At 48.2% G+C, this 24,073-nt stretch carries 19 protein-coding genes and 1 tRNA gene; 2 read left to right on the top strand and 18 right to left on the bottom strand.

Going from position 1 to position 24,073, the window contains the following annotated elements:
* Window positions 1-903 precede the first annotated feature (903 nt).
* Window positions 904-1,989, top strand: coding sequence for a tetratricopeptide repeat protein (locus Q8M98_07755; GenBank protein ID MDP3114658.1), 1,086 nt, complete (start codon window positions 904-906; stop codon window positions 1,987-1,989).
* Window positions 1,990-2,047: 58 nt separating this feature from the next.
* Complete coding sequence (locus Q8M98_07750; GenBank protein MDP3114657.1) at window positions 2,048-2,959, top strand: DMT family transporter; 912 nt, start codon at window positions 2,048-2,050, stop codon at window positions 2,957-2,959.
* A 172-nt stretch (window positions 2,960-3,131) separates the two neighbouring features.
* On the opposite strand, the gene Q8M98_07745 is transcribed toward Q8M98_07750, so the two are convergent.
* The 18 genes from Q8M98_07745 to Q8M98_07660 form a co-directional block, all read right to left on the bottom strand.
* Entirely contained in the window at window positions 3,132-3,890 is a 759-nt protein-coding gene (locus Q8M98_07745; protein MDP3114656.1) for a histidinol-phosphatase HisJ family protein, read from the bottom strand.
* On the bottom strand, window positions 3,877-4,659 hold the full coding sequence (locus Q8M98_07740; protein MDP3114655.1) for an acyl-CoA dehydratase activase: 783 nt from the start codon (window positions 4,657-4,659) through the stop codon (window positions 3,877-3,879). Before Q8M98_07740 ends, Q8M98_07745 begins: the two co-directional genes overlap by 14 nt.
* 3 nt (window positions 4,660-4,662) lie before the next feature.
* Complete coding sequence (locus Q8M98_07735) at window positions 4,663-7,302, bottom strand: pitrilysin family protein (protein MDP3114654.1); 2,640 nt, start codon at window positions 7,300-7,302, stop codon at window positions 4,663-4,665.
* A gap of 27 nt (window positions 7,303-7,329) precedes the next feature.
* Window positions 7,330-8,109 carry a GTP cyclohydrolase FolE2 gene (folE2, locus tag Q8M98_07730; protein MDP3114653.1) on the bottom strand — a complete coding sequence of 260 codons (780 nt, stop codon included), beginning with the start codon at window positions 8,107-8,109 and terminating at the stop codon, window positions 7,330-7,332.
* Window positions 8,106-9,131, bottom strand: coding sequence for an FAD:protein FMN transferase (locus Q8M98_07725; GenBank protein ID MDP3114652.1), 1,026 nt, complete (start codon window positions 9,129-9,131; stop codon window positions 8,106-8,108). Before Q8M98_07725 ends, folE2 begins: the two co-directional genes overlap by 4 nt.
* A 13-nt stretch (window positions 9,132-9,144) precedes the next feature.
* Complete coding sequence (locus tag Q8M98_07720) at window positions 9,145-9,933, bottom strand: hypothetical protein (GenBank protein ID MDP3114651.1); 789 nt, start codon at window positions 9,931-9,933, stop codon at window positions 9,145-9,147.
* 30 nt (window positions 9,934-9,963) lie between these two features.
* Complete coding sequence (locus Q8M98_07715) at window positions 9,964-12,210, bottom strand: vitamin B12-dependent ribonucleotide reductase (protein ID MDP3114650.1); 2,247 nt, start codon at window positions 12,208-12,210, stop codon at window positions 9,964-9,966.
* 11 nt (window positions 12,211-12,221) lie between these two features.
* The gene (locus Q8M98_07710) at window positions 12,222-13,046 is read right to left on the bottom strand and encodes a 3-keto-5-aminohexanoate cleavage protein (GenBank protein MDP3114649.1); all 825 of its coding nucleotides are present in this window, start codon (window positions 13,044-13,046) and stop codon (window positions 12,222-12,224) included.
* Window positions 13,047-13,074: 28 nt separating this feature from the next.
* The gene (murI, locus tag Q8M98_07705; protein MDP3114648.1) at window positions 13,075-13,878 is read right to left on the bottom strand and encodes a glutamate racemase; all 804 of its coding nucleotides are present in this window, start codon (window positions 13,876-13,878) and stop codon (window positions 13,075-13,077) included.
* On the bottom strand, window positions 13,875-16,175 hold the full coding sequence (locus Q8M98_07700) for a VacB/RNase II family 3'-5' exoribonuclease (protein MDP3114647.1): 2,301 nt from the start codon (window positions 16,173-16,175) through the stop codon (window positions 13,875-13,877). The genes murI and Q8M98_07700 overlap by 4 nt, the downstream gene beginning before the upstream one ends.
* 8 nt (window positions 16,176-16,183) lie before the next feature.
* Window positions 16,184-16,621, bottom strand: coding sequence for a hypothetical protein (locus Q8M98_07695; GenBank protein MDP3114646.1), 438 nt, complete (start codon window positions 16,619-16,621; stop codon window positions 16,184-16,186).
* Window positions 16,611-17,579, bottom strand: coding sequence for a YicC/YloC family endoribonuclease (locus Q8M98_07690; GenBank protein ID MDP3114645.1), 969 nt, complete (start codon window positions 17,577-17,579; stop codon window positions 16,611-16,613). The genes Q8M98_07695 and Q8M98_07690 overlap by 11 nt, the downstream gene beginning before the upstream one ends.
* Before the next feature lie 24 nt (window positions 17,580-17,603).
* The gene (gene miaB / locus Q8M98_07685; protein ID MDP3114644.1) at window positions 17,604-18,887 is read right to left on the bottom strand and encodes a tRNA (N6-isopentenyl adenosine(37)-C2)-methylthiotransferase MiaB; all 1,284 of its coding nucleotides are present in this window, start codon (window positions 18,885-18,887) and stop codon (window positions 17,604-17,606) included.
* Between the two features lie 79 nt (window positions 18,888-18,966).
* On the bottom strand, window positions 18,967-20,922 hold the full coding sequence (locus Q8M98_07680; GenBank protein ID MDP3114643.1) for a hypothetical protein: 1,956 nt from the start codon (window positions 20,920-20,922) through the stop codon (window positions 18,967-18,969).
* A 9-nt stretch (window positions 20,923-20,931) separates the two neighbouring features.
* Window positions 20,932-21,297, bottom strand: coding sequence for a NusG domain II-containing protein (locus tag Q8M98_07675; protein ID MDP3114642.1), 366 nt, complete (start codon window positions 21,295-21,297; stop codon window positions 20,932-20,934).
* Window positions 21,297-22,292 carry an AmmeMemoRadiSam system radical SAM enzyme gene (gene amrS, locus Q8M98_07670; GenBank protein ID MDP3114641.1) on the bottom strand — a complete coding sequence of 332 codons (996 nt, stop codon included), beginning with the start codon at window positions 22,290-22,292 and terminating at the stop codon, window positions 21,297-21,299. The genes Q8M98_07675 and amrS overlap by 1 nt, the downstream gene beginning before the upstream one ends.
* Window positions 22,280-23,533, bottom strand: coding sequence for a glycosyltransferase N-terminal domain-containing protein (locus tag Q8M98_07665; protein ID MDP3114640.1), 1,254 nt, complete (start codon window positions 23,531-23,533; stop codon window positions 22,280-22,282). The genes amrS and Q8M98_07665 overlap by 13 nt, the downstream gene beginning before the upstream one ends.
* Window positions 23,534-23,576: 43 nt before the next feature.
* A tRNA-Asp gene (locus Q8M98_07660) sits at window positions 23,577-23,654 on the bottom strand.
* Window positions 23,655-24,073: the final 419 nt, after the last annotated feature.

Raw genomic sequence — 24,073 nt, 5'->3', positions numbered from 1 at the left:
TTCCAGTTGCTCTCCACCCCACCTCACGGTGACGCAGTTACCTTCGGCTACAGAGTTTTAACGGTGCTCTGAACAGGACTTTCACCTGTCTGATATGTATCGCTCACAGGCGCACGAATTACCGACGTCCCCGTCGGTTCCGGTGCGACAACCCAATCAGGGGCAACACAATCAGCCACAGCGTCAATTCCGGAATTCCCCGTGAGCATTACGGAGTCAATACGGACTTAGTCCGTAATGAGTCCGTATTGATACCGTATTGCTATGGGGGCGCAGGTTGCCGATCCTGCGGAGGTGAAAAGGTGGATGAGATGGGAGATGAGAGATTCAGAGATGAAATTCACCACAGAGAAACAGAGAGATCAGAGAAGAGATAAACACAGAGAAAAGCAGAGCAAAAGCAGAGATATGAGAGATGGTTGTCGGTGAGCAGGTGAACAGGTGAACAGGCTCTGCACCCGTCATTCCAGCGTGTCATTCCAGCGAAGGAGGCTGTGCGAAAACTATGAAGACAGCACAATATTTATGAAATCAGTTTACTGTTTGTGTCTCCTATTCCCGGGAACTGTCATTACAGAGCCCAATGCTTACTGTGTGAAAACTAACGGTTATGTTGCCAATAGTTTTCACACAGTCTCGAAGGCTGGAACTGGAATCCAGGTCTTTTCTCTCATGTCTCTGCTCTGATCGCTCTGTTTCTCTGTGGTGAAATTCATCAAATGAACCTTTCACCCCTCTGCTCTTGTTCCGCTTTCACTCTGCTTTCCTCTGTGTTTATCTCATCTCTCTTATCTCATCTCTCATCTCTTCCACCTTTCCTCCTTTCAGCTAAAAGTTCTTGACTGATATCAGCCCACATATTTCATGCCTTTAAAGATAATAGTCCATATAGGAGTAATCGATATGAAGTATCTGATAATCATAGCTCTAACAGCAACTTTGCTGATCAGTGCCTGCGCCGCTCCACGGCAAAAATTGAGTGCCCAGGCAAACGTGAACATCAAGACCGCCAACGTCTATTATGCCCAACAAAACGTCGCGGAAGCACTGAAGTATTACAATCTTGTGCTTGAGGATAACCCCGACCACGTCATCGCCCTCCGCCGCGTTTCCGATATCAATATGTATAACGCCGAACGCAACCCGGAGCAAGCGCTGCAGCTCAACAAATCCGCCTTTGAAGGCTATGCAAGAGTGATCAAAACCACCGAAGGCTTTTCCAAGCTCACAGAAGAAGACTTTGCCGATATCCGCGACATGAAAAAACGCAAGGACAGTTGCTGGGCGCGCATCTTCAAGATCGCCGAGGATGAATACATTGCCGGCAATACCCGCGAGGCAATGGAGATTTTTGAGCTCGCCGCTACCCTTTATCCAGACCGCATCGAGCCACTGATCAAGCTCAAGGTCATCCATCAGGTTGATCTCAAAGACGACGCCAAAGCCGAGGAGATACTGCAAAAAATCTATGCAAAAGATCCCGAAAACATCGTCCTGCTTCAGGAATTGGGCATCTTTTATCTCAATAAAATAGAACATGAAACCGCTTTAACCTTTCTGAACAAAGCGAAAGTGAAAGAACCCCGCAACACCAACAATCTGATGAACATCTCCTATTGCCATTTTGAGCTTAGCCAATATCAACAAGCCATGGATAACACCATGATCGTGCTGAGCTTCGACCCCAAGAACTACGACGCTCTCACAGACGCCAAATATATCGCATATAAATTGAACGATAACGAACTGGCACTCAGCTTTTTGAAACAACTGTTAGCCATCCGTGACAACGACAAAGACTATCAGGAAATCAGCTTCCTGCTCAATGAAATGAAGAGATTTGAAGACCTCGTCACCTACGGCGAAAAATGGCATAACTATGACGAAACCAGCAAGGATGCAGTGCAATTGGTCATCCTCGCCGCACAAAAGCTAAAGAACAAGACCCTGGAAACCAAATACGTAAACATCCTTAAAAAGATGAAATAAAAGATTTTACGAAACTGATGGCCTGTCTGGAAAGGACAGGCTCTTTTATTATAACGACATGAAAAACCAGCGCTCCGCCTACATCTATGCCATCCTTGCCGTTATCGCTTGGTCAAGCGTTTCCACCGCCTTCAAACTGAGCCTGAAGTTCCTCACTCCATTGGGATTACTGCTCTTTTCATCGCTCACGGCAAGCATCTTTCTGGTGTTGATCAATTGGTCAAACGGCAGAAACGAAAGCGGCGACCGGCACGGATTCTACACAAATATCAAGCTTTCCCTCCTGCCGGGATTCCTGAATCCTTTCTTGTATTATCTGGTCTTGTTTTATGCCTATGATCGCTTGCGGGCGCAGGAAGCGCAGGTGCTGAACTACACTTGGGCAATCGTGCTGGCGGTGATGTCCATCATCATCTTGAAAGAACGCTTCCGCGTCCGTGATATCGTCGCCTTGCTGATCAGCTTCGGCGGTGTCATTTTGATCTCATCGAGAGGCAGTTTCATCGGGATGAAGTTTGATAACCCCCTGGGCTCCATCCTTGCCTTGTCATCATCGCTGATCTGGGCAAGCTATTGGATCATGAACATGCGCGATGCACGTCCGCCGGTATGCAAACTGATGTATAACTTTCTCTGCGGCAGCATATTCATAGTTTTTAACACATTGGTGAGAGCGGTTATCGGTGGGGGAGAGCTTTTTGTGCAAAGCCCCGTGGGATTGGTATTCGTGCTCGGTGCCGTCTATGTCGGCATCTTCGAGATGGGGCTCACATTCGTATTGTGGTTGAAGGCTTTGGAACGCAGCAAGAGCACCTCCATGATCTCCAATTTGATCTTTGTGACGCCATTTATCTCGCTGTTGTTCATCGCCTTGATTCTCAAAGAGAGCATCCACCCGGCTACTTTTGTGGGTTTGGTGATCATTATCGGCTCAAACGCGATCCAGAGGTGGGGGAGGGATGAGAGATGAGAGATGAGATAAACACAGAGGAAAGCAGAGCAAGAGCAGAGAGATAAGAGATGTTTGTCGGTGAACAGGTGAACGGGTGAGGGGCGCAGCTTTCACCCGTTCACCGATAAACTTCTCTGATCTCTCCGTTTCTCTGTGGTGAAATTCATCTCTGATCTCTCATCTCTCCATATCAGACATAGATCAGATTGCCTTTGAGAATTGATGCTTCAATCAGCCACTTGGGCAGACGATGAAAGTGATCGTTAAAATGGTCAATTTGATGAGAATCGCTACCAATGCTGAAGAGCCTTCCACCCAGATTGCGATAGAGATCGAGATAGTGATGTTCCGGCAGTACAAAGGGATAGCGCTTGCGCAGGGATGAAAAATTGACTTCGAGAGCGATCTCACGTTTGATCATCGTGCGAAAGATCGCTTCGATGACATCGCGGCAGCGGGATTCATCCGGAGCCTGGTCGTAATAGCGCTTATAGACTCCCAAGTGCGACAACACGTCGATCTCGCAATCCGTGACCAATGAGAGATTATGTTCATAATAATCCGTCTGAGCGGCTTTTCCCAAGGGCGAGGGATGAGGTATGGCTACATTGGTATTGTCGGTCAAAAAATGCACCGAACCGAGGATCAGATCAAATGGATAGGGCGCTATCAAAGCACTGGCAAAATCACGCACACGGTGATAATCTCCAATCTCGATCCCGCAGAGAAGAATGATATTTTGATTGATCTCCTTCAATCTTCGCATACTATCAAAATACTCACGGAGCGAGGGCAAGCCAAAGATCCCCAGTTCCTGAGGCAGTAAATCGAGATGTTCAGTGATTGTTATAGCTTTGTATTGAAGCAAGATAGCCTTATCAATCACTTCTTGTGCTTTAATCTTGCTATCGTAACTATATTCGGAGTGTATGTGGTTATCTATTTTCATAAGCTGCTGCCAATATAGCTGCCCCCAAGGCTCCGGTGATTACAGGCTCGGGCGGACAGAGGATTTTTTGCTCCAACAACAACTCAAGGCAATAGCGCAGGTCTGCATTTTGCGCCACTCCGCCGGTGAAAACGACAGGAGGATGATAATCAAGGGCGGAAATCTGTGCCAAAACGCGTCTGGCTACGGAGATATGCACTGCGCGTGCGATGTCCATGGCGCTCACGTTATCCGCCATCATGCCAATGATCTCGGATTCGGCAAAGACCACGCAGGTGGAATTAAGCTTCAACCCGGTAGTCGATTTTGCGGCAATTAGCGAGAGATCGTCGAGCGAGCATTCCAGCCGGATCGCAGTCATTTCCATAAATCTGCCCGTCCCGGCAGCGCATTTGTCGTTCATGGCAAAATCCACCACTTTTCCGTCACTGTCCAAAGTGATGATCTTGGAATCCTGACCACCGATGTCGATGATCGTTTTACAGCGGGGAAAATAGTGGCTGACACCAGCGGCATGACAGGATATCTCGGACAGAACCCGATCCGCCTCTTTGTATAGTTTTCTGCCGTATCCTGTTGAACAACGTGCAGTTATGTTTTCTATGCTCAGGTTTGTGGCTGCAAAAGAAGCATCTAACAATCTCCGCACCGAAACGATGGGGGAGATGTCCGTCGAGGCATAACCAAAGTGGATGATCTCGCTCTTGATCGAATCAAAAAGCACGATCTTGCTGTTGCGGGAGCCGATGTCGATACCGAGGGTGATCATGATCTATAACACGATGTGGATAAAGTGGTTATCCGGTTTGAGCCAAGTGGAGGCGACATTTTTGATATCGTCGTTTGAGACCGAGCGCAGGCGCTGTTCGCGAAAAAGAAAGTGATCCAGATCATAGCCCAAAGCAAGTAGGTTTGATATCGCTGAGGCTTGATAGGAAACGCTTTCGCTGTCAAAACGGTTCATGCCGATGAGATAGTTTTGCGCGCTGCTGAGTTCATCGGAGTGGACGCCATTTTCCGCAACATCCGTCAAAATCTCTCTGATCAGGCGCAGACAGTCTTTGTAATCATCGGGATCGCAGAAGGCATAGGCATTCCAGAAACCGATTTCGCGGATTGAAGAAAAATCGAATCCGCATTGGTAGGCATAAGCGTGTTTTTCTCTTAAGATATTGAAAAAGCGTGAGGATATATCTCCTCCGAGGATTTGCGCCAACAGATGGAAAGCGGTGTTTTGCTTCACGTCTTTCGCCGCGGTGCCATATCCGCCCAAATGGATCACCGATTGTTCCGCTTTCTGCCGGCTGATCCTGATTTCCGGGCTCTTCTTGCGCTCCGGCAAAGGCAGATTGGGGATTAAATCAGCTTTGGATTCAAGCTGGTCAAACACGCTGGCGCAGACGCCAAAAACATCCTTTGGCGGCAATGATCCCACTACAGCCAAAACAAAGGCGGCAGGATGATAGTGCGTCAAATGCCACTGCCGCAAATCATTAAGCCGCAGCTTGCCCAGAGAGCCGATGCTTCCGCAACTGCGATCGAGGATACTGTTTGTGCCGAAAAGCATCATCAGCCAGCGTTGGTAGGAATAGCTGACCGGATATTGATTTTCGCGGCGGATGCTGTCGATCGCGGCAGTCTTGAGCATGCTGACGTGATGAGGGTTAAACAGGGGCTGGGCAATGATTTCCTTCAGCAGATCAAGCGTTTTGCCCAGATCTTCGTTGAAGCATTTTGCCCGATAATTTGTTGAATCCAAATGGTGGATCACGCGGATGTTAAAACCATGCCTGCGAGAGAATTGCATGATCTGTTCATGGCTGTGTGCCCTGGTGCCATAGAGCATGGCAGTGGAGGTGAGAAAATTCTCGCCGCGTTGATCAGAGCGCTCTTTCAATTGGCAGACTTCCGTGCTTAAGGTAATGCCCAACATCGGTTTGTGGGGAATGTGGCGATAGATTATCTTCAATCCGTTGGATAGGTTCATCCGAAAGTGTATTTCGTCAAGCTGTTCAAAATCCGCCGATGGGGCAGAGGCAAGGCAGTGAAAATCAGCATCCTCGTTTTCGGGAATGCGAGGTGTGAGATCATGAGCGATCTCCGCGGGTTCGGCGATGAAATCTCTTTTCGTCATATTCTGAACCGTGGTCGGCTGCTTTGCTGCGAAAGACTGATAATAAAAAGCCAGGTTGTCCGGCTGCCAGTATTTACGTGCGGAGTCGATCACCTCCTCAAAGCTGACCGCAGTGATTTGTTCCGCGTATTGATAGAGATTTTCATAGCCTTTGATAAACTCTTCGGCGCCGATCATGTTGGCGATATTTTCCATCGATTCAAACCCGTAGAGCCAACTATGGATAATATCGAGTTTGATCAATTCGATCTCAACAGGATCGACCCTTGCCGCAAGAATATCCAAAAACTCCTCGCGGATGATGGTGATAATCTCATCACGCCGGTTTTTAACTGAGGGTGTGAACAGAATCGCGGAGGCACCACTCAATTCTCCACAGAGGGAGCTAACCTTGACGGAGGAACATAGCTTCTCCCTCTCCACCAAACGTTTATAGAGCTTGGACGCCTTGCCGATGGCATAATAACGCATGGCGACCAAGAGCGCATCGCTGTTTGGATGGGCTTCACAAAGCTCCGGCATGAGTAAGGCAATAAAATCGGTTTTTTTGCGGCGTTCAAACTTGCGAAACTTAAGTGTCTCAGGCTCCATGAACCTGCTGTAATCGGGCAGAATAAGAGCTTTTGAGGGTTTTTTCCAGTTACCGAAATAGTGTTTGATCAATTCATCGGCATTGCCGTTGATATCACCGCTGAGAACGAGGAAAGCATTGTCCGGTCGGTAGTATTTAGCCTGGAAAGCAAGCAGGCGTTTGTGATCGGCTGCTTTGACAGATTCGATAGTCCCGAGAACCGGTTTTTTTAAAGGGCTTTTATCAAAATAGGTGCTTTGCAGGTAGTCAAAGAATTCCATCTCCGGCTCGTTTTCATACTGCTTGATCTCTTCGATAATGATATCCTTTTCGATCTCAACGTCATCACTGGCGAAATCAGCTTGAAAAGCAAGCTGGCTGAGGATGTGCAATCCCTCTTCCAGAAGCTCGGACGGCATCATCAGATAGTAGCAGGTGCAGTCAAAATCCGTGTAGGCATTGATCGCCCCCCCCAGCCGTGTGACGTGTTCGGATAAGGCATTGAGCGGAAAATCGCGGGTGGATTTGAAAGCTAAGTGTTCGATGAAATGCGCGAATCCGGCTTCGGCGGGTTTTTCTTTCACGCTGCCGATGCGGATATAGATTTGCAAGCAGATGAGAGGATTGGTGTTATCGTTGTGGATGATATATTTCAGCGAGTTTGGCAGAAACGCGCTACGGGCTGGAGAGATGTTTGTGACCGTCATAGATAAAGCTGTTTTTCCGTTATCCGGTCAATCGTGTTTGTGGCTTTGGATCAGAGCATAGGCGCTGTGATTGTGAATGGATTCGATGCTATCCGCCTCAACGTAATACTCAAGCATGCGGGTATCGCTCATTAGTTTTTGGGTGACCTCGCGCACGATGTCTTCAACAAACTTGGGATTTGAATAGGCTTTTTCGGTGACAAATTTCTCGTCACTTCTTTTGAGCAGCGGATAAATCTCGCAACTGGCGGCGGATTCGGCGATCGCGATCAATTCTTCCAACCAAACGAATTCACTGTATTTGACCTTGATAGTGATATGGGAGCGTTGGTTATGCGCGCCGAATTCGCTGATTTCCCTTGAACAAGGACAGAGTGTTGTGACAGGGACGGTCACTCCGATCCAGAGCTCATAAATATCCCGAAAACTGGCATTGAAAAAACACTGATAACTCATCAGCGAAGTAATTTTCGAGACTGGTGCATGCTTTTTGACGAAATATGGAAAACTGATATCCACATAAGCCGCATCCGCTTTGAGCACTTCTTTCAAACGCATGAGAAAGCTGTCCAGTTGAGCGATGATGCTGCTATCATGGTATTTGTTCAATACCTCGATGAATCGGGACATATGGGTTCCGCGCAGGTGATGGGGCAGCTCCACATAGATATTGAGATCGGCGACTGTGTGTTGGATGCCGTTTGAGATATCCTCCACTACAATGGGATAGCGAACTCCTTTTACTCCGACTTTGTCGATGAGGATTTTACGCAAATCGGGATGGTTCTGAACGTCTGGGATGATCATAGTTTTTCCGAGAATCCGAGGTTTTTCATGCCCGCAGATTTGAGCGAGACGTTACTGCCGTTGTGTTCGTAATAAATCACAGCGTTGCAATCCGGAATGTTCTTGATCGCTTCGATCGCTTCCTCGGGAGGCATCAAAAACAAAGCTGTGGAAAGCCCGTCCGCCCATGCCGCGGAAGGATGGGTCACAGTGACTGAATAGACATCACGAACCGGATAACCTGTTTTGGGATCGATGATATGGTGATAGCGGATGCCATTCAAATCAAAATACTGTTGATAATCTCCGCTCGTTCCGACACTGAGATCCTTGATGCGAAACGAGGCGATAAAATCTTCTGCGCTGAGGCGCGGATGCTGAATATAGACAAGCTGGGGCATGACGTCTCCATAGAAGGTCATCGAGCTACGGCAGTCAATGAAACCGCTGATCAGATCAAGGCTCTGCATATATTCGCGTGCCTTGTCCAGGACATACCCCTTGGCAATAGCCCCAAATGCGAGTTGGGTGCCTTTTGGTATCCTGATGCTCTTCTCATTGTATTGGATGCGGTCAAATCCCACGTATTGAAGGGTTTTCTTGATTTCGAGACTGTCCGGCAAGTTCAAAAGTGAATCCTCAGTGATTTGTGCCCGGGTATCGAAATCCCACAAATCATACAAGGGTTTGATGCTGACATCGAAAGCGCCGTCGGTCATGCGATAGAGGCTGTCCGCGATCACAAGTATCTTGTAGGCGTCGGGATCCATGGGAAAATCGATTTCGGGTGAATTATTTAGTGTATGCAGCCATGAACCTTCCCGATAATCGTTCAACCGGTCTTCCATCTCCTTGATGAAGGCAAAGACGGAATCGATCTGGGAGCCGACATTCTTGTTCTTCGAGGTGGCGGTGATGGTCACGATCGTATCCATCAGATGTTGGGATTTTTTCTCATTGAAGTTGCTGGTGAAGAACTGCCAGGCTCCGTAGCCGATCACAAGGATGAGGATGACCAGCGAGATCACTTCTTTTTTCGTCATGTCCGCTCATCTCCTATTTCTGAGCTCGGATCAATTCATATTCGAGCAGCAAATCTGTGTAGTCCCTGATTGCGAACCATGAAAGCGGGATCGTGATCGCCAGCGGAACTACGAACAAAATGGCTCCCGCGATATTTAACAAAACTAACACCAAAGCGAGCAGATAGAGATTCCACCGAACCACGTGAAAGTGACGATAGGATGTTTTCAACGCAGTGAAAAAAGGGATTTGCAGCCGCTCCATCAAAGCCGGAACCGGCAACAGGATCGCGACCCAGTAGTTGAGCAAAACCACCCACACCAGACGCAGGATCGGATCACTGCCGAAATTTGGCAGCCCGAAACAGATCAGATAGATGATCGTATAATATAGCGCGGTGGTGAGACTGAAAACCAGATAACGCGGATAGCTTTTCAGCGATGAGAGCATCGTCTTGAACCCTATGGAATACTCATCTTTCCGGGCAATGCCATTGAAACCGATCAATACAAAGGGGACGAACAAACTGAACGCGATGGATTTGACCGCCAGACCAAGTAAGAGACTGTATAAATTCTCCCCATCGAAAGTGATGATGCTGCTAAATAGCCAGATCAAAACAGCGATTGGAATCGCACCAAGGATCACTGAAAATCCGCCAGCAGGGATGTTTGCGCTCTTGGTTTTCATGGCTTGCGCCCAAGTATTTCCAAGGCTGCGCATGGATGATAGTTCCGTCTTCACGATCGGGCGCTGGCGTCCGCAACCCACGCACCAAAGATCGTGCAGGGCGAGACGGGTGTTACATTGATTGCATCGCATGGTTTGTCTCCTTTGCTTTTCTTACTCTTATCAACATTTCGACCATCCGCATGAAGGGCATTTCAGACATCCTTCGATGTGCTCAATGGTGGATCCGCAATCCGGGCAAAGCGCAGAACCGCTTTTGTGCATCGGAATGCTGTAACCGTTTTCCACGGGTAGATTTAAAGATTTGACGTCGCCGTTTTTGTGCATCTGTAAAAAACCTTCAAGAGCTTGACCGACAGCGTCTCCGCAGCTTGTGATCATCTTGCCTTTATGCCACATCGGGGATTGGCAACGGATACCCTTGAGCTGGCGAGTGATCGCTTCCAGCTTGACGTCCGAACGCAGAGCGAGTGATGATAAACGAGCGATCGCTTCCAATTGCGCGGAGGCGCAGCCGCCCACTTTTCCCATCTGCACAAAGATCTCGCAGGCGCCGTGGTCATCGGTATTGATGGTCACATACATGTGTCCGCAACCGGTTTCAAGGCGTTGGGTGATGCCGTGGGTGACTTCAGGACGGTCACGCGGGGCGACTTTGCGATCCGTGGCAGGGCTTTTGGAAGTGCTTCCGGTGCTCAGAACCTGGTTTTCACGGCTGCCGTCACGATAGACAGTAACTCCTTTGCAGCCAAGCTGATATGCCAGTTCATAGGCGGTGCGGATGTCTTCCACCGTGGCGCTGGAGGAGAAGTTGATCGTCTTGCTGACAGCGTTGTCCGTGTAAAGTTGAAAAGCCGCCTGCATGCGTATGTGCCATTCGGGACTGATATCATGCGCGGTTTGAAAGATGTTCTTGAAGTGGTCGGGGATCGCGTCGATATGCGCTACCGTGCCGGTATTGGCTACTTCCTCGAGCAGGTCTTTACTCAGAAGTCCTTCTGATTCAAGGGCTTGTTCGAACCATTTGTTCACGTAGAGCAGTTTCTCTCCGTCCATGACGTTTTTCACATAGACGAGGGAAAATTGGGGTTCGATCCCGCTGGATGTGTCCAAGATCATACTTATCGTTCCGGTGGGCGCGATCGTGGAAACCGTGGCGTTTCTGATTCCTTTGTCTTTGATCCGGTCGATGAGTTCATCCCAGTTTTTTTTGACGGCGACTCTTTGCAAAGAACCGTCAGAGAAGACACTACCGGAGAAATTGGGGAAACTGCCTTTTTCGACAGCCAGTTCCATAGAGCGCTGCTTGGCTTCAAAATCGATGAATTCCATCAGTTCTCTGGCAAGATCGACCGCCTGGTCGCTGCTGTAAGAGATTTTCAATTGATAAAGCAGATCCGCCCAGCCCATGATGCCGAGACCAATCTTGCGGTTTGCCTTCACCATTTCGTCGATTTGGGGGAGGGGAAACTTGGAACTGTCGATCACGTTATCCAAAAAGTCTGTGCTGTCTCGCACGACGCTTTTCAACCTATCCCAGTCGATGGCATTGTCTTTGATCAAAGCAGAGAGATTGATCGAACCGAGATTGCAGGCTTCGTTGGGAAGCAGTGGCTGCTCGCCGCAGGGATTTGTGGATTCGATCATTCCAACTTGGGGAGTCGGATTGTCGCTATTTACGCGATCAAGAAAGATGATGCCAGGCTCGCCGTTCTTGTGTGCCATCTCCACAATCAGACTGAAGACATCGCGCGCTTTCAATCTGCTGTGCAATTCTTTGGTGTGCGGGGAGATCAGATCATAGTCTTCGTCTTGATAAACGGCTCGCATAAAATCTTCGGTGATGCCCACGCTGATGTTGAAATTAGTCAGTTCTTTCGGGTCTTCCTTGCAGGTGATGAAATCCATAATCTGCGGATGGTTGACATTAAGGATCGCCATATTGGCGCCGCGCCTCGTTCCGCCTTGTTTGACGGCATCCGTAGCAGCGTTGAAAACCTTGATAAAGGATAGCGGTCCGCTGGATACCCCGTTGGTGGAGCGCACACGGGAATTTGCCTCGCGCAGGCGGCTGAAAGAAAACCCTGTGCCACCTCCGCTTTTGTGGATCAGAGCGGCGTTTTTTACCGTTTCGAAGATGCTGTCCATGCTGTCTTCGATGGGAAGCACAAAACAAGCGGAAAGCTGTTGCAGATCGTTTCCGGCGTTCATCAGAGTGGGGGAGTTCGGCAGGAAATATCCCGAATCAAGCAGGTCATAATAACTTTTTTCTTTTTCCTTGTCGCCGTTGGCAATGTTTTCGGCGACGCGGTTGATCAGCGCAGACCAGTCTTCGATGATGTTGCCATTGTCGTCTTTTCTGAAATATCTCTTTTGCAGTACTTTGAGAGCGTTGTCAGTGATTTTCATTGTCTTCCTAATTAAAGTGCCAGGATGTTTCTGGCTTGTTCGGGTGTGGCAAGGGGGCGTCCGATCTCGGTCGCGATTCTCGCTATGCGGCTGACCAATTGGGCATTCGATTCCGCGATTAATCCTTTGTGGTAGAATATGTTATCCTCAAATCCCATGCGAATGTGACCGCCGGCTACCAATGCCACCATCGCAGTGGGAAGGTGCCATCTGCCGATCCCCGCGACCGCCCAGGTGGCGGTGGGAATCTCTTCAGCGAGGTGCTCGATCATGTAGATAAGGTTCTTCGGCTTACCACTCATCCCGCCGGGCACACCGAGTACGAATTGAACATGCAAAGGACTGTGGGTGATGATCTCTTTATTGACCAGTTTGGCGACGATATCGATCATCCCGGATTCATAGACCTCGACTTCCGGTATTACGCCATATTGCTTGAACGCCTCAGCCAGACGGATGATGTCCAGGGGATGGTTGATAAAAATCTCGTCGCCAAAATTGAGTGTCCCGGCATTGAGTGTCCCCATGTCCGGTTTTAGACTCAGGGGTGCCAAACGCCTTTCAAATGGTTCTCCAACTGCTCCGCCGGTGCTGATTTGGATGATCATTTCGGGCACTGCGGCACGGATAGCTTCGATCGATTCTCCGAATCTTTCCAATCTCTGGGTGGGGGATCCGTCATCCTCGCGAACGTGAAGGTGGATCACGCGCGCGCCGGCTTCGAAACATGCCACTGCTTCCCTTGCTTGTTCTTTGGGCGTCACAGGAAGATTGGGCTGATCCTCGCGTTTGGTTTCCGCACCGGTTATCGCGGCTGTAAGTATTAATGGTTGCATTAAGTTACCTCTATATTCGATATAGTTATTAATCTTCGAACCAGCTCTCAAACAAGCGTACCCGCTTGAGGCGGGAGATTTCATGACCAAGGATGCGGGCTGCAATTTGTGAGAACTTGGCTTCACTATCGCTTACGTAAAAGCTATTTGTTCCGGGTGTTCCGTCAATTTCAGCGGGCAGTAGCACTTTGAGATATTCGGCAATTGCGTCCGCGCTATCCACCAGTGTAATATGTTCTCCCACAGCGCGTTGAATAGCAGCTCTGAGCAGTGGATAATGAGTGCAACCCAAGACCAGAGTATCGATATCCAGATCGTCAAAATAGGAAAGATATTCCTTCACGATCAGATCCGTCGTATGGTGCTGCTGCCAGCTTTCTTCAACCAGGGGAACGAATAGGGGACAGGCATGGGAAAATACTTCGGAATTTGGCATAAGCGCTTGAATCGCAGTCTTGTATGCTTCACTACGTATTGTTCCCTCGGTACCGATGATGCCGATCCGAAGCTTGGGTGAGCGCTTAATCGCCTGATTAGCGCCAGGTTCGATTACTCCGATGATGGGGATGTCCGTCAGTCGTTTCAAAGCGGGAATCGCGACTGCGGAAGACGTGTTGCAGGCAACGACGAGAATCTTGATAGCTCTTTGCAGAAGAAAGCGGGAATTCTGGATCGAATAGTCGATGATTGTTTGGGAAGATTTGGGACCATAGGGTACTCTTGCGGTATCGCCAAAATAGACCAAATCCTCCTCCGGAAAGGCTTCGCGGATGGCTTTGTAAACTGTGAGGCCACCTACGCCGGAATCAAATATCCCGATCGGTTTCTTCATTTTTTCCTCTTGTTGCTTTGTTTTCTCGATGCTTGGTTGCCACTTTTTTTGGACTGCCTATTAGCGTCAACAGCATTTCTTGAGCGATTGTGCCGGCGCTTTTCCAATTCCTTGGTATCCTTTGGCTTAGTTTTGGGTTCGCTTTTTTCAAAAAGATGCGTGTGCGCATCCTTGTCTTGGCTAAGTTCAAGGTAGATATCGTCACTAACATCAACTACCTGAACTTTTACCCTATCTGTTAGTTGATAATATTCTCCGGTTCTGCCGTTTACAAAGCGCATTTCTTTGTCATAATAAGTCCACCCGCCGCCACGGAGTTTCGCGACCTTGAGAACCGCGGAGACTGGGATCTCATCAAGCCTGACGATCAAGCTGCTGGAGTTTGTGGCGATAACGAGCCCCTTGAACTTTTCTCCGACATGAGACTTCATATAGGCAAGATAATAGATCCTCTCGATATCGCGTTCCGCTTGATCTGCTATGAGTTCGCGCTCGGAAGCGGTGTTTGCCCAAAGCTTCAACTGATTGGTGCTGATCTTGTGTTTACCGCTTTTGCAGATATAGCTCTTGCAGAGATGGTGGATGACGAGATCACAAAGCCGGCGGATCGGACTGGTGAAATGGGTGTAGGTTTCCATGCCAAGACCAAAGTGACGCACATGCTCGGTCGAATACTTTGCCTTTTTCATGCTTCTAAGTACTATGCGGTCAAACACTTTATGAAACTCCGGTGAAGGCATTGAGCGCAAGAGATACTGCATCGAGAGATTGAGTGTTTCCTTCATATAAAAAGATATCCCATAATATGATAGAGTCTCGATCACGCGCTCGATCTTGGTCAGATCCGGATCTTCGTGGATGCGATACATTGAGTGCGGAGATTGCTGCGTAAGTTTTTCTGCCACAAATTCATTCGCCACGAGCATAAAGTTCTCGATCAGCTTGTGAGAATCGGTCTCTTCGCTCAAACCAAGGCGATGGACAAAGCCCTCTTCGTCATAATGATACTCAATCTCAGGCAGATCAAACATGATGTATCCGCTTGCCAAGCGCTTCTCGGACAGTAGTTTTGACAACGTGCGGGATTCATGCAAACGGCTTGTCAGAGCTTCGTCCATAATTGTGGATTTGCCGTCAAACAGATCATCCACTTCTTCGTAGCTGAGACGGGCATCCGACCGAATCACACTCTCGTGCAAGCTCTGGTTTTTCACTTTTGCTTTTTGATCAAAATCGGTGATGACCGTGAGACAGAGTTTGTCTTCATCTGGACGCAAGCTGCAGATCTTGTTGGAAAGGCGTTCCGGCAGCATGGGGATGACTTTCTTGGGGAAATAAAAGCTGTTTCCGCGTTTGGCGGATTCTGCGAAGGTGAGGCTGTCAAGTCCCACGTAGTGAGCGACATCGGCAATGTGGACATAGAGCGTCCAGCCGCTGTCATGTTTCTCCAGTGAGATCGCGTCGTCAAAATCCTTTGCGGAAGCGGGATCGATGGTAAATGTGTAGAGTTTTCTCAAGTCCTTGCGGTGCGAGATCATTTCTGCAGATATCTCTTCCGGGATTAAGTTCACTTCACAAATCACCGGTTCGGGAAATTCCATCGGCAGATCATATTGGCGCAACACTGCGAGTAGCTCCACTTGCGGGTCTCCGGATAACCCCAAAACCTCGGTCACTTTACCGGCGGGCATTTTTCCACTGACTGGGTTGCCCCAGTTGGAAACGTTTAAAATCACCTTGTCTCCGTCTTTGGCAGCGCCCACGTCCAAGACCTCGAACCAATTGTGGATCTTGGGATTGGAGCAGATGAAGAGTTTGCGGTTTTGGTGTTCGCGGATATCTCCGGCGAGGTTTTCATTGGCACGGGAGATCACTCTGCGGATGCGGGCATAATCAGATTTACCCTTTTTGTAGTGCGGCTCGATCATCACCTTATCGTTGTGGTAGGCGTTCAATATATCCTCACTGCTGATGAAGAAATCGCCTGTTTCCGTACGCACAAAGGCATAAGAGTAGTTGCGCGATAGGGGAGTGGCGTCAAAAATCCCTTCAATCAGTTTGGGCGAAGAGGTAGCGGGGCTTTGTTCCTTTATCGGACTTGGCTTGAGCAATCTAAACTTGCGTTTGTTCTTTTCCACAACACCTTCGCTCAGCATGGCGTTGAGGCTTTCCGGCAGGATTGCCTTTTCCCGTTTGTTCAGTTTCAATGCCACAACCATTTCATTGTATGACATCGCGTTAGCATGGGCTTCTTCAAGCACCGCTTTGATTTGGTCTTTTAATGTATTGTCTTTCATAGTGATCCTCAGTATTGTTTTCCAATTTTATGGGTGAGGAGTTCGATCAACTCAGGCACTTCCGTTTGTCTATCGGAAAATCTAAGCGATTGCCCGCGAAAGCTATCGAGCCTTCGCGGCAGCTTGAAAGTGCTGAGCATGATTCCGCGTTTGTCTTTGTAAAAACATCCGAAATCAGAGTAGTTGCGTCTGATCTTTAGATATAAATAGCGAACCTCGATGTATGTCTCATGCATTTCATAGTAGGTGGGAATGAAGTAGGGGAGAAGGTTTGCTATCACGAGCAGCATTCCGATAAAATAGAAAAAAGGCATGCTCCATTCGATCACCGTGATCTTCCAGAGAATAACGGCAAGCAGGATCAAGAAACTAATCACGACCGCCGATACATAAGGTCTTTCCACGAGTGGCCAGGATTTCCATTTCAGGATCGGTTCAGGCGACATTTTGTACAATCTCCCGGCACTTTTCGATCTCTTCCTTGATGACAAGCACATACTGGAAGGTATTGGAAGTGGAAAACTTGGAGCCAAGGGTATTCGCTTCGCGCTGCATTTCCTGGGTGATGAAATTGAGGCTTTTGCCGATATCCTTATGCTCATGTCCTGAGAGCGCTTTCAATAGCGTTTCGCTGTGGCTGCGCAGGCGCGTTATTTCTTCCTGTATATCATATTTATCCACATAAATCGCCATCTCCTGCATCAAGCGCTGTTCCATGTTGTCAAGCTGATAAGTGGAGATCAGATCTTTGATCCGATTGGTCATATTTTCCAAGAGTTCTGCTTTGAAGGGCTGGATATGAGTTTCAATTTCAGACAAAGCCACTTCAATGCTTTGCACCGAAGCAATCAGCACATCTTTCATCCCGGCGGCTTCCTGTTGCATGCTTTGGTGAAGAGCTGCCAAAGCATAATTCAGCGTGGAATATAGTGCATCTTTAAGGATAGTATCCTCGTCAAGCTGGTTGATATTTTCGATCACGCCCGGCTCATTGAGTAAAAACTCCAGCGAGACAGGCTCCTCGTATCCCAAAGCCTTTTTTGCCTTTATGGCAAGGGCATGGTAGCTTAGGAGACGTTTTTCATTGAGTGCGAGCGGAATCTCGCGGTGGTCGCTATAGTTGAGCCGAAATTCGACCGATCCGCGTGAAAGGGAGGAGCTGATCCGATTTCTGACCGGGTATTCAAAAAAACTCAGTTCCCTGGGCAGGTATAATTTCATGTCAAGATAGCGTCCGTTGACGGACTTCATTTCGATCTCAAGATCGATGTCATTCTCAGAATATTTAGCTTTTCCGTATCCGGTCATGCTTCTCATTTGATCTCCATTATATTCATCTGTGATGGGGGATAGGTATTTATCCGCCAATTTCTTAGGATCGGCATAAGCAAGTTTACATAACATACATTAACACAATACAACTGCTTCTCACTCGCAGATCAGGGTGCCAGCCGTCGCCGCGATCACTCTTGCCCTGACCAGAGTGCCGATCTGTTTTTCAGACCCGGTCAAAACTGCGATCTTAAAATCATCCGTCTTGCCGGAAATCTGAGCTGCGGACTTTTTGCTCAAACCTTCCACATAAACTTCCACTTCGCGACCGATCATGGCGGAAAACTTGTCCAAGGTGATCTTTCTTTGCAAATCGATCATTTGCTGCAAACGCGACAAACGGACCGCTTCGATCACCTGATTATGCATGTCGGATGCCGTGGTTCCTTCTCGGGGGCTGAATTTGAAACAAAAAGCAAAGTCAAAGCCAATCTCTCGCATAGCGCTCAAATTATTCGCAAATTGGGCATCGCTTTCAGAGGGAAAACCTGCGATAAGATCGGTGGTTATCGCTATGTCCGGCATGGCGTTGCGCAATTTGGACACCAGAGTGAAATAATGCTCGATGCTATAGTTACGGTTCATCTTATTCAATATCTCATTATCTCCGCTTTGAAGCGGTAAATGTATATGATTGCATATCTTATGATTCTTTGCCATGACATCGATCAATCGATCCGAAAGGTCTTTGGGGTGCGAAGTCATAAAACGTAGCCGAGATAGATTATCGATAGCGCAAAGTTCGTCCAACAAAGCCGGAAAATCATGGCTGTCAGAGAAATAAGAATTGACATTTTGTCCCAATAACGTGATGTCCCGCAGTCCATTATCTGCTGCTGCAAACACATCGGCATATACTTCACGGAAAGATCTGCTGCGTTCTCTGCCGCGAACGTAAGGAACAATGCAATAGGTGCAGAAATTGTTGCATCCGCGCATGATAGTCACGAATCCGCAGGTCTGGTTGCCGTGTTTTGGCATGATTCCAGGATAAGTCTGCTCAGTATCCATAGTTGTAAACACATGTTCATCAGTATCATGGGATAGGATACGGGGGAGATCGTGATATTGATCTACTCCGATCACATAGTCCACCCCGATCTCGTTTTTGACTAACGTGTCCCCCACTCTCTGTGCCATGCAACCGATCACGGCGATCTTCAAATCGGGTTTGGCTTGTTTACGGTGTTTTTCATTGGAAATTCTACCCAAGACGCGATCTTCGGCATGTTTGCGCACCGAGCAGGTGTTGAAAATGATCAGCTCCGCATGGTTGATATCTTTGACCGCTTCAAATCCTGCATTGATCAGGATCGAAGTCACCAGCTCGCTATCGGCGACATTCATCTGACAACCGTAGGTCTCAACGATAAACTTCAACCTGTTGCTCCTGAAAAAGCAATTCCCGCATACTGTTGACGGAGTATTAAATCTCTCCCTGCACGGTTTTCAATGCCTGCTATTTTGCTTTTTTTATTTTCCATAATGCGTATCCAACTGATATTCCATAATAGCAGACGATGAAATCTGAGAGCCCGAATCTGTCCAGTATTTGTATTACAAAGTCCGTGCTCAGCCTGAGGATGTCGGTGGACGCGGGATCGATCAGATATGGGATAATCTCACTTGCTTTGCCTTGAGCGATATATTCCCTCAGCTTGATCAATTCGCTTTTTCTGATGTGTTGACCATGCAAGGCAAAAACGTTGAATCCGATCAGCCGCCGGACAACTTTGGCGAGCAGGAAAGCGGTGAGACCAACGAGTACCAATTCTCCCGTATCGGGAATGGCGGCAAGTTCTTCCGTAATATTCTCAGCGCTGTATGTATCTGTATCATAAGCTTTTTTAATGCTTAATAGTCCCAGTGGCAGGCTGTGACAGATTGTTTTGCCTGATTGTTTCAGCACAAATTCCGTGCTGAATCCGCCAATATCCACAATCATGGCATCATCGGAAAGCTCTGTCATGTGCTGAGCCGCGTGATAAGCATAACGGCATTCGTCTTGCCCGCTGATGATCTTGTATTTGATCTGATAGCGGGTTTCGATCCACTCTGATAGCTTGTTGATATTCATAGCCTTGCGGGCGATTCCGGTGGCGATGACTTGCTTGCGGGAAGGAATCCGGACGTCGAAGGACATCAAATCCCGAAAGCTCTGTTTGAAGGATTCCATGCTTTTCACTGAAAGTCTTATTTGCTTATCGGCTGTGAGGTTATAGTCTCTTCCAAGCCCGGTGGTCAATTGCATGCTGTGGATAACTCTTTTTCTGGAAATATCCACCAAGGCGTAATTGATATTATTCGACCCCGCATCGATCACGCTGATCAGTTCCGAGCCTGGAAGCCGAAGCTCAATATACCTTTGGATCAGCGTTGAGGCGATTTCACGATTGCGGTTGGAAAACAGAGTTTTTTTGGCTTGTGATACTGTTATTTGTTCAAATACCCTCTTCCATTCATTAACCTTATGATCCAAACTATCCAATTGCAGTTTATACGGATAGCGTTTCAATTCATCAATCAAAACCCTCTCCTCGGGGTAGTTTTTACGCGGACAATAAAGAATGAATTTGTTAAATTGAACCGCCTCGGCAAAGGACGAATAGCCCGGCTTGGTCAATACGATATCGGAAGCATGGATAAAATCCAAAAAATCGGCATCGGGAGTGATGGAAATATGATTTTCCGCGCCGCAGGAAGCGTGCATGGAAACCACTTTACCCTCGAAGGCTTTGCAGATGGCGTCGATATTCACGCTCATCCCCTCTTCCCCACCGAACATGACGATCATCACCGGTTCTTTTATGCCAAGTTCTTGTTTCACATCCCGATAGATATCTTTCTTTCTTGCTAACAGCCCAATACTTTCCACCTTGCTGAAAGCGCTCATGCTGTCTTTGGAGGAGAATGGCAGACAAAATGCGTGATCAACTCTTTGATATAGACCAAAGATGGTATTGATCAGCGGACGCATGCCGATGTCATTGGCAAATAGCTCTTTATAGATATAGAACCAATCGAAATTGGAGACGGCAAAAACCGGTATCCCGGCATAGGTGGCAGCCTCAACCGCCAAAAATGGAATATCCGCGATGACAAGATCGATCTTCTCCCTGCGTAAATACTCCACTTCGCTATCAATGATGTCGAGGCGCCTGTCCATCAGATCGAGCAGAGCACATTTCGTGGCGGGAAGATCGACTGCGAGTTGGTCGCCATGCCGGACGCCGGCATCGATGACGGCAGCGGATTTGGCTGAAAACAAAGGATCGAGACGGTTAAAAAGAAAATCCGGCTTGGCGCTGCGAATTTGAACGAAGATGCCAAACTTTGTCAATTCCTCAGCCAGAGCCGCCATGCGACTGGCATGCCCATATCCGTGATGGGAGGCATATATGGCAAATCTAAGCATTAATCAACCTTAATAAAGCATAAGAGGCGCTTCTTGATGAGCGGCTCTGACTTCCACCGAAACGCGGTTGGGCAGACAGATAATCGGCAGACGGCTCGTCCAGCCTTGTTTGACGCATCGTTTATCCGGACAATCGGCAACGCGCATGGAGTATCTTCCATCGCGGATCTCGATCGTGTTATGTGCGTCGATGCGAACGATCCGTTTCTCCGAAAGCGGATATTCGCCCCACAAGATATTATCTTTGTAGATAAATACGCGCAGTTCAGTTTCGTTTTTGATTTTGGCAGTCAGGCTTCCGATCATTAACAGTATGAGGAGAATAATGAGGATCAGATCCGCCAAACGCAGGTTGGCGCGTATCAGCTTGAACATCAAAAGACCCCTCTGATCCGATTCCCGCAGCTTGGACAAATGCCGCCGTCACCAATTTTCGAAACAACGCCGAATCCGCTTCTGGAAACGCACACCGCATGGCACTGCGGACAAAGGGTATCCTTGAACGATCCCAGATTCAGGTTTCCCGCATAGACATAGTCCAAATACTCCGCTGCGATATTGCAGCCTCGGATGATTGTATCTGCCGGCGTGGCTTCGATCGTGGATTTGTAGGCAGGATGATATGCTGATTCATGCAGAGGGATGGATCTGTCCACAGATGCTATATATACTGCCAGCTCGCGGATCTGATCATCGGAATCGTTCAATTCGGGAATGATCAAATTGGTGATCTCGATATGCACACCCGATGCGTAAGCATTTCTGATCGTATATTTCACGGGCTCGAGAGCGCCATGGCAATGCTGCCGGTAAAATGCATTTCTGCTGCTTTTCAGATCGATGTTCATCGCCTTGATATACGGTAAAAGCTGTTTTAGCGGCTGGGGATTGACATAGCCGTTGGTGACAAGAATGATGTCCACTTCACTGTCAAGCATGGCAAAATCATAGATATATTCATACCAAGTAAAGGGTTCGGTATAGGTGAAAGCAACCTGGCGGCTTCCGCTTTCGTTCACCAAATCCAACAGATCGAGCGGAGGAATCAATCTGGTGAGACACTCTTCCTGGCTGCTCACAAAGTTCTGACAAAAAAAACAATCCAGATTGCAGGAATTTGCCCCCAAGGAAACGATCCGGCTGCCGGGTTTGAAATGGTAGAGCGGCTTTTTTTCGATCGGATCGAGCGCCACCCCAATGGTTTTGGCATAATTTGCCACCATGAGTTTGCCGTCGATATTGGCACGCGATCGACAGCGCCCACTCTCCCCCACCTTGATCCGGCAATCATTCGGGCAAAGCTCACAATGCGCAACTCCCTCTGCGTCAATATGATAGAACATCGCTTCGCGCGTGGTCAGTTTATCCATTTTCCGATACCTCTGAGGTGATTATTTAGCGCGGAGGCATTATCTGTCAAGATGCTTTTGGCGTTCTCCCCCATTTTCCTGCGTAAACCGGGATCTTTGAAGAGCCTGATCAAATAGCCTGCCAAATTCTCTTTCTCGCAGATAATTATGGCGTCTTTGGTCTTCAATTGATGCACCGAGCCTTGGCAGGAGTGGTGATGCTTGCCCATGAGGATTGGTTTCGAATAAAATGCCGGCTCTAATGGATTGTGTCCGCCAAAATCAAAAAATGAACCGCCCACGATGGCAATATCGCAGATGGAATATGCCTGATCGAGGAAACCAAGTTTGTCGATCACAAATAGCGACCGGTCTCGGACAAAGACGCTTTCGATATCGGACAGCGTATATATCTCGCTGTCGGAAAACAGATTGCGCACTTCATCGAGGCGTTTGGGATGTCTCGGAGCCAGGATGATCTTCAGATTCTCAATTTCACTCCGCAGTTCAGGCAGTATGGATAAAAGCCAAGCTTCCTCGCCTGGTCGGCTGCTGCCCAGACAGATGATGAAATCAGTAGCTGAAAAGCCCCAGCTTGCTCTCAGCGCTTGATGATCATAGTCCGGCAGAAAAAGCGCATATTTGATATTGCCCGCATTTTCTACCGGCACATCAAAAAGCTGGATGTAGCGGTTTCTATCCGTTTCGCTTTGGGCATGGATGCTCTTGATCGATTTCTGTAAATATGCCAACAGCGGCTTGAGTGTGAGATAGCGTTTCAGGGATTTCCGCGAAAGCCTGGCGTTCAGAAAAAGCACCGGGATGTCATGTTTCCGGGCATAATCAAGCATGTTGAACCAGATTTCCGTCTCCACGATGCAGATCAAGCCAGGGTCGATTTTCTTCAATTGAGCCTGCCGGAGGATTTGCACATCGAGGACGGAGAGATATGCCATCACTTTGCCGGATATGCCTTTGGCAAGTTCCAGTCCGGTGATCGTAGTGGTGGTGATGACGATCTTTGTATATGGGTAAAGACGCAACAATTCATGCACCAGAGAGCGGATGGCATTGACCTCTCCCACAGACGCGGCATGGATCAATATCCCCTTTTGGCTATTGGTGCCCTCCGGTTTGAGCGATAAAGTATAGTGCTTGGCAGCTAATATCACATAAACGAGTGGATAAGATAGTAAAAAGCCAACGTTTAACAATTGATTCGCGACCTGAAAGATAGCTGCTGCTGCCGGATGCTTTGACATTTTCTTTTCCTAAAAAAAAGACGCCATAAGGCGTCCGAATTTGTGGCGGGAGCGACGAGACTCGAACTCGCGGCCTTCTGCGTGACAGGCAGACGTTCTAACCAAACTGAACTACGCCCCCAGCGCTGTTCAAAATAGAATCTTGTTTTCGCACAATTTCAGAAGCCCTATTTTTGTCAAGCGAATAATCTGTGTTTTATGGGTTATTCTCATAACGCCAACAGCAATATCGATCCTAAGTCCATGCCAATAGCTGTGTTGCGCAGGCATTTTTTTCCTTTTGCGAAACCTCTGAACGGTGGACATTATGGAATTACCGACGTCCCCGTCGGTATTTCCATATCCATGGAGCGCCGACGTCCCGTCGGTTCGTGCGCGGCAACCCATCCGAACCGACGGGGACGTCGGTAATTCGTGCGCCTGTGAGCGATACATATCAGACAGGTGAAAGTCCTGTTCAGAGCACCGTTAAAACTCTGTAGCCGAAGGTAACTGCGTCACCGTGAGGTGGGGTGGAGAGCAACTGGAAGCGAATGACCA

The organism is Candidatus Cloacimonadaceae bacterium (genome assembly GCA_030693415.1).
GTDB lineage: Bacteria > Cloacimonadota > Cloacimonadia > Cloacimonadales > Cloacimonadaceae > JAUYAR01.
Note: the sequence above shows the minus strand (reverse complement) of the source record. Positions and strands in the feature narration are given on the sequence as shown.

Coding starts and splice junctions, on each gene's coding strand:
- Q8M98_07755 (MDP3114658.1), top strand. CDS start 904: ATGAAGTATCTGATAATCATAGCTCTAACAGCAACTTTGCTGATCAGT.
- Q8M98_07750 (MDP3114657.1), top strand. CDS start 2,048: ATGAAAAACCAGCGCTCCGCCTACATCTATGCCATCCTTGCCGTTATC.
- Q8M98_07745 (MDP3114656.1), bottom strand. CDS start 3,890: ATGAAAATAGATAACCACATACACTCCGAATATAGTTACGATAGCAAG.
- Q8M98_07740 (MDP3114655.1), bottom strand. CDS start 4,659: ATGATCACCCTCGGTATCGACATCGGCTCCCGCAACAGCAAGATCGTG.
- Q8M98_07735 (MDP3114654.1), bottom strand. CDS start 7,302: ATGACGGTCACAAACATCTCTCCAGCCCGTAGCGCGTTTCTGCCAAAC.
- folE2 (MDP3114653.1), bottom strand. CDS start 8,109: ATGATCATCCCAGACGTTCAGAACCATCCCGATTTGCGTAAAATCCTC.
- Q8M98_07725 (MDP3114652.1), bottom strand. CDS start 9,131: ATGACGAAAAAAGAAGTGATCTCGCTGGTCATCCTCATCCTTGTGATC.
- Q8M98_07720 (MDP3114651.1), bottom strand. CDS start 9,933: ATGCGATGCAATCAATGTAACACCCGTCTCGCCCTGCACGATCTTTGG.
- Q8M98_07715 (MDP3114650.1), bottom strand. CDS start 12,210: ATGAAAATCACTGACAACGCTCTCAAAGTACTGCAAAAGAGATATTTC.
- Q8M98_07710 (MDP3114649.1), bottom strand. CDS start 13,046: ATGCAACCATTAATACTTACAGCCGCGATAACCGGTGCGGAAACCAAA.
- murI (MDP3114648.1), bottom strand. CDS start 13,878: ATGAAGAAACCGATCGGGATATTTGATTCCGGCGTAGGTGGCCTCACA.
- Q8M98_07700 (MDP3114647.1), bottom strand. CDS start 16,175: ATGAAAGACAATACATTAAAAGACCAAATCAAAGCGGTGCTTGAAGAA.
- Q8M98_07695 (MDP3114646.1), bottom strand. CDS start 16,621: ATGTCGCCTGAACCGATCCTGAAATGGAAATCCTGGCCACTCGTGGAA.
- Q8M98_07690 (MDP3114645.1), bottom strand. CDS start 17,579: ATGTTATGTAAACTTGCTTATGCCGATCCTAAGAAATTGGCGGATAAA.
- Q8M98_07680 (MDP3114643.1), bottom strand. CDS start 20,922: ATGCTTAGATTTGCCATATATGCCTCCCATCACGGATATGGGCATGCC.
- Q8M98_07675 (MDP3114642.1), bottom strand. CDS start 21,297: ATGTTCAAGCTGATACGCGCCAACCTGCGTTTGGCGGATCTGATCCTC.
- amrS (MDP3114641.1), bottom strand. CDS start 22,292: ATGGATAAACTGACCACGCGCGAAGCGATGTTCTATCATATTGACGCA.
- Q8M98_07665 (MDP3114640.1), bottom strand. CDS start 23,533: ATGTCAAAGCATCCGGCAGCAGCAGCTATCTTTCAGGTCGCGAATCAA.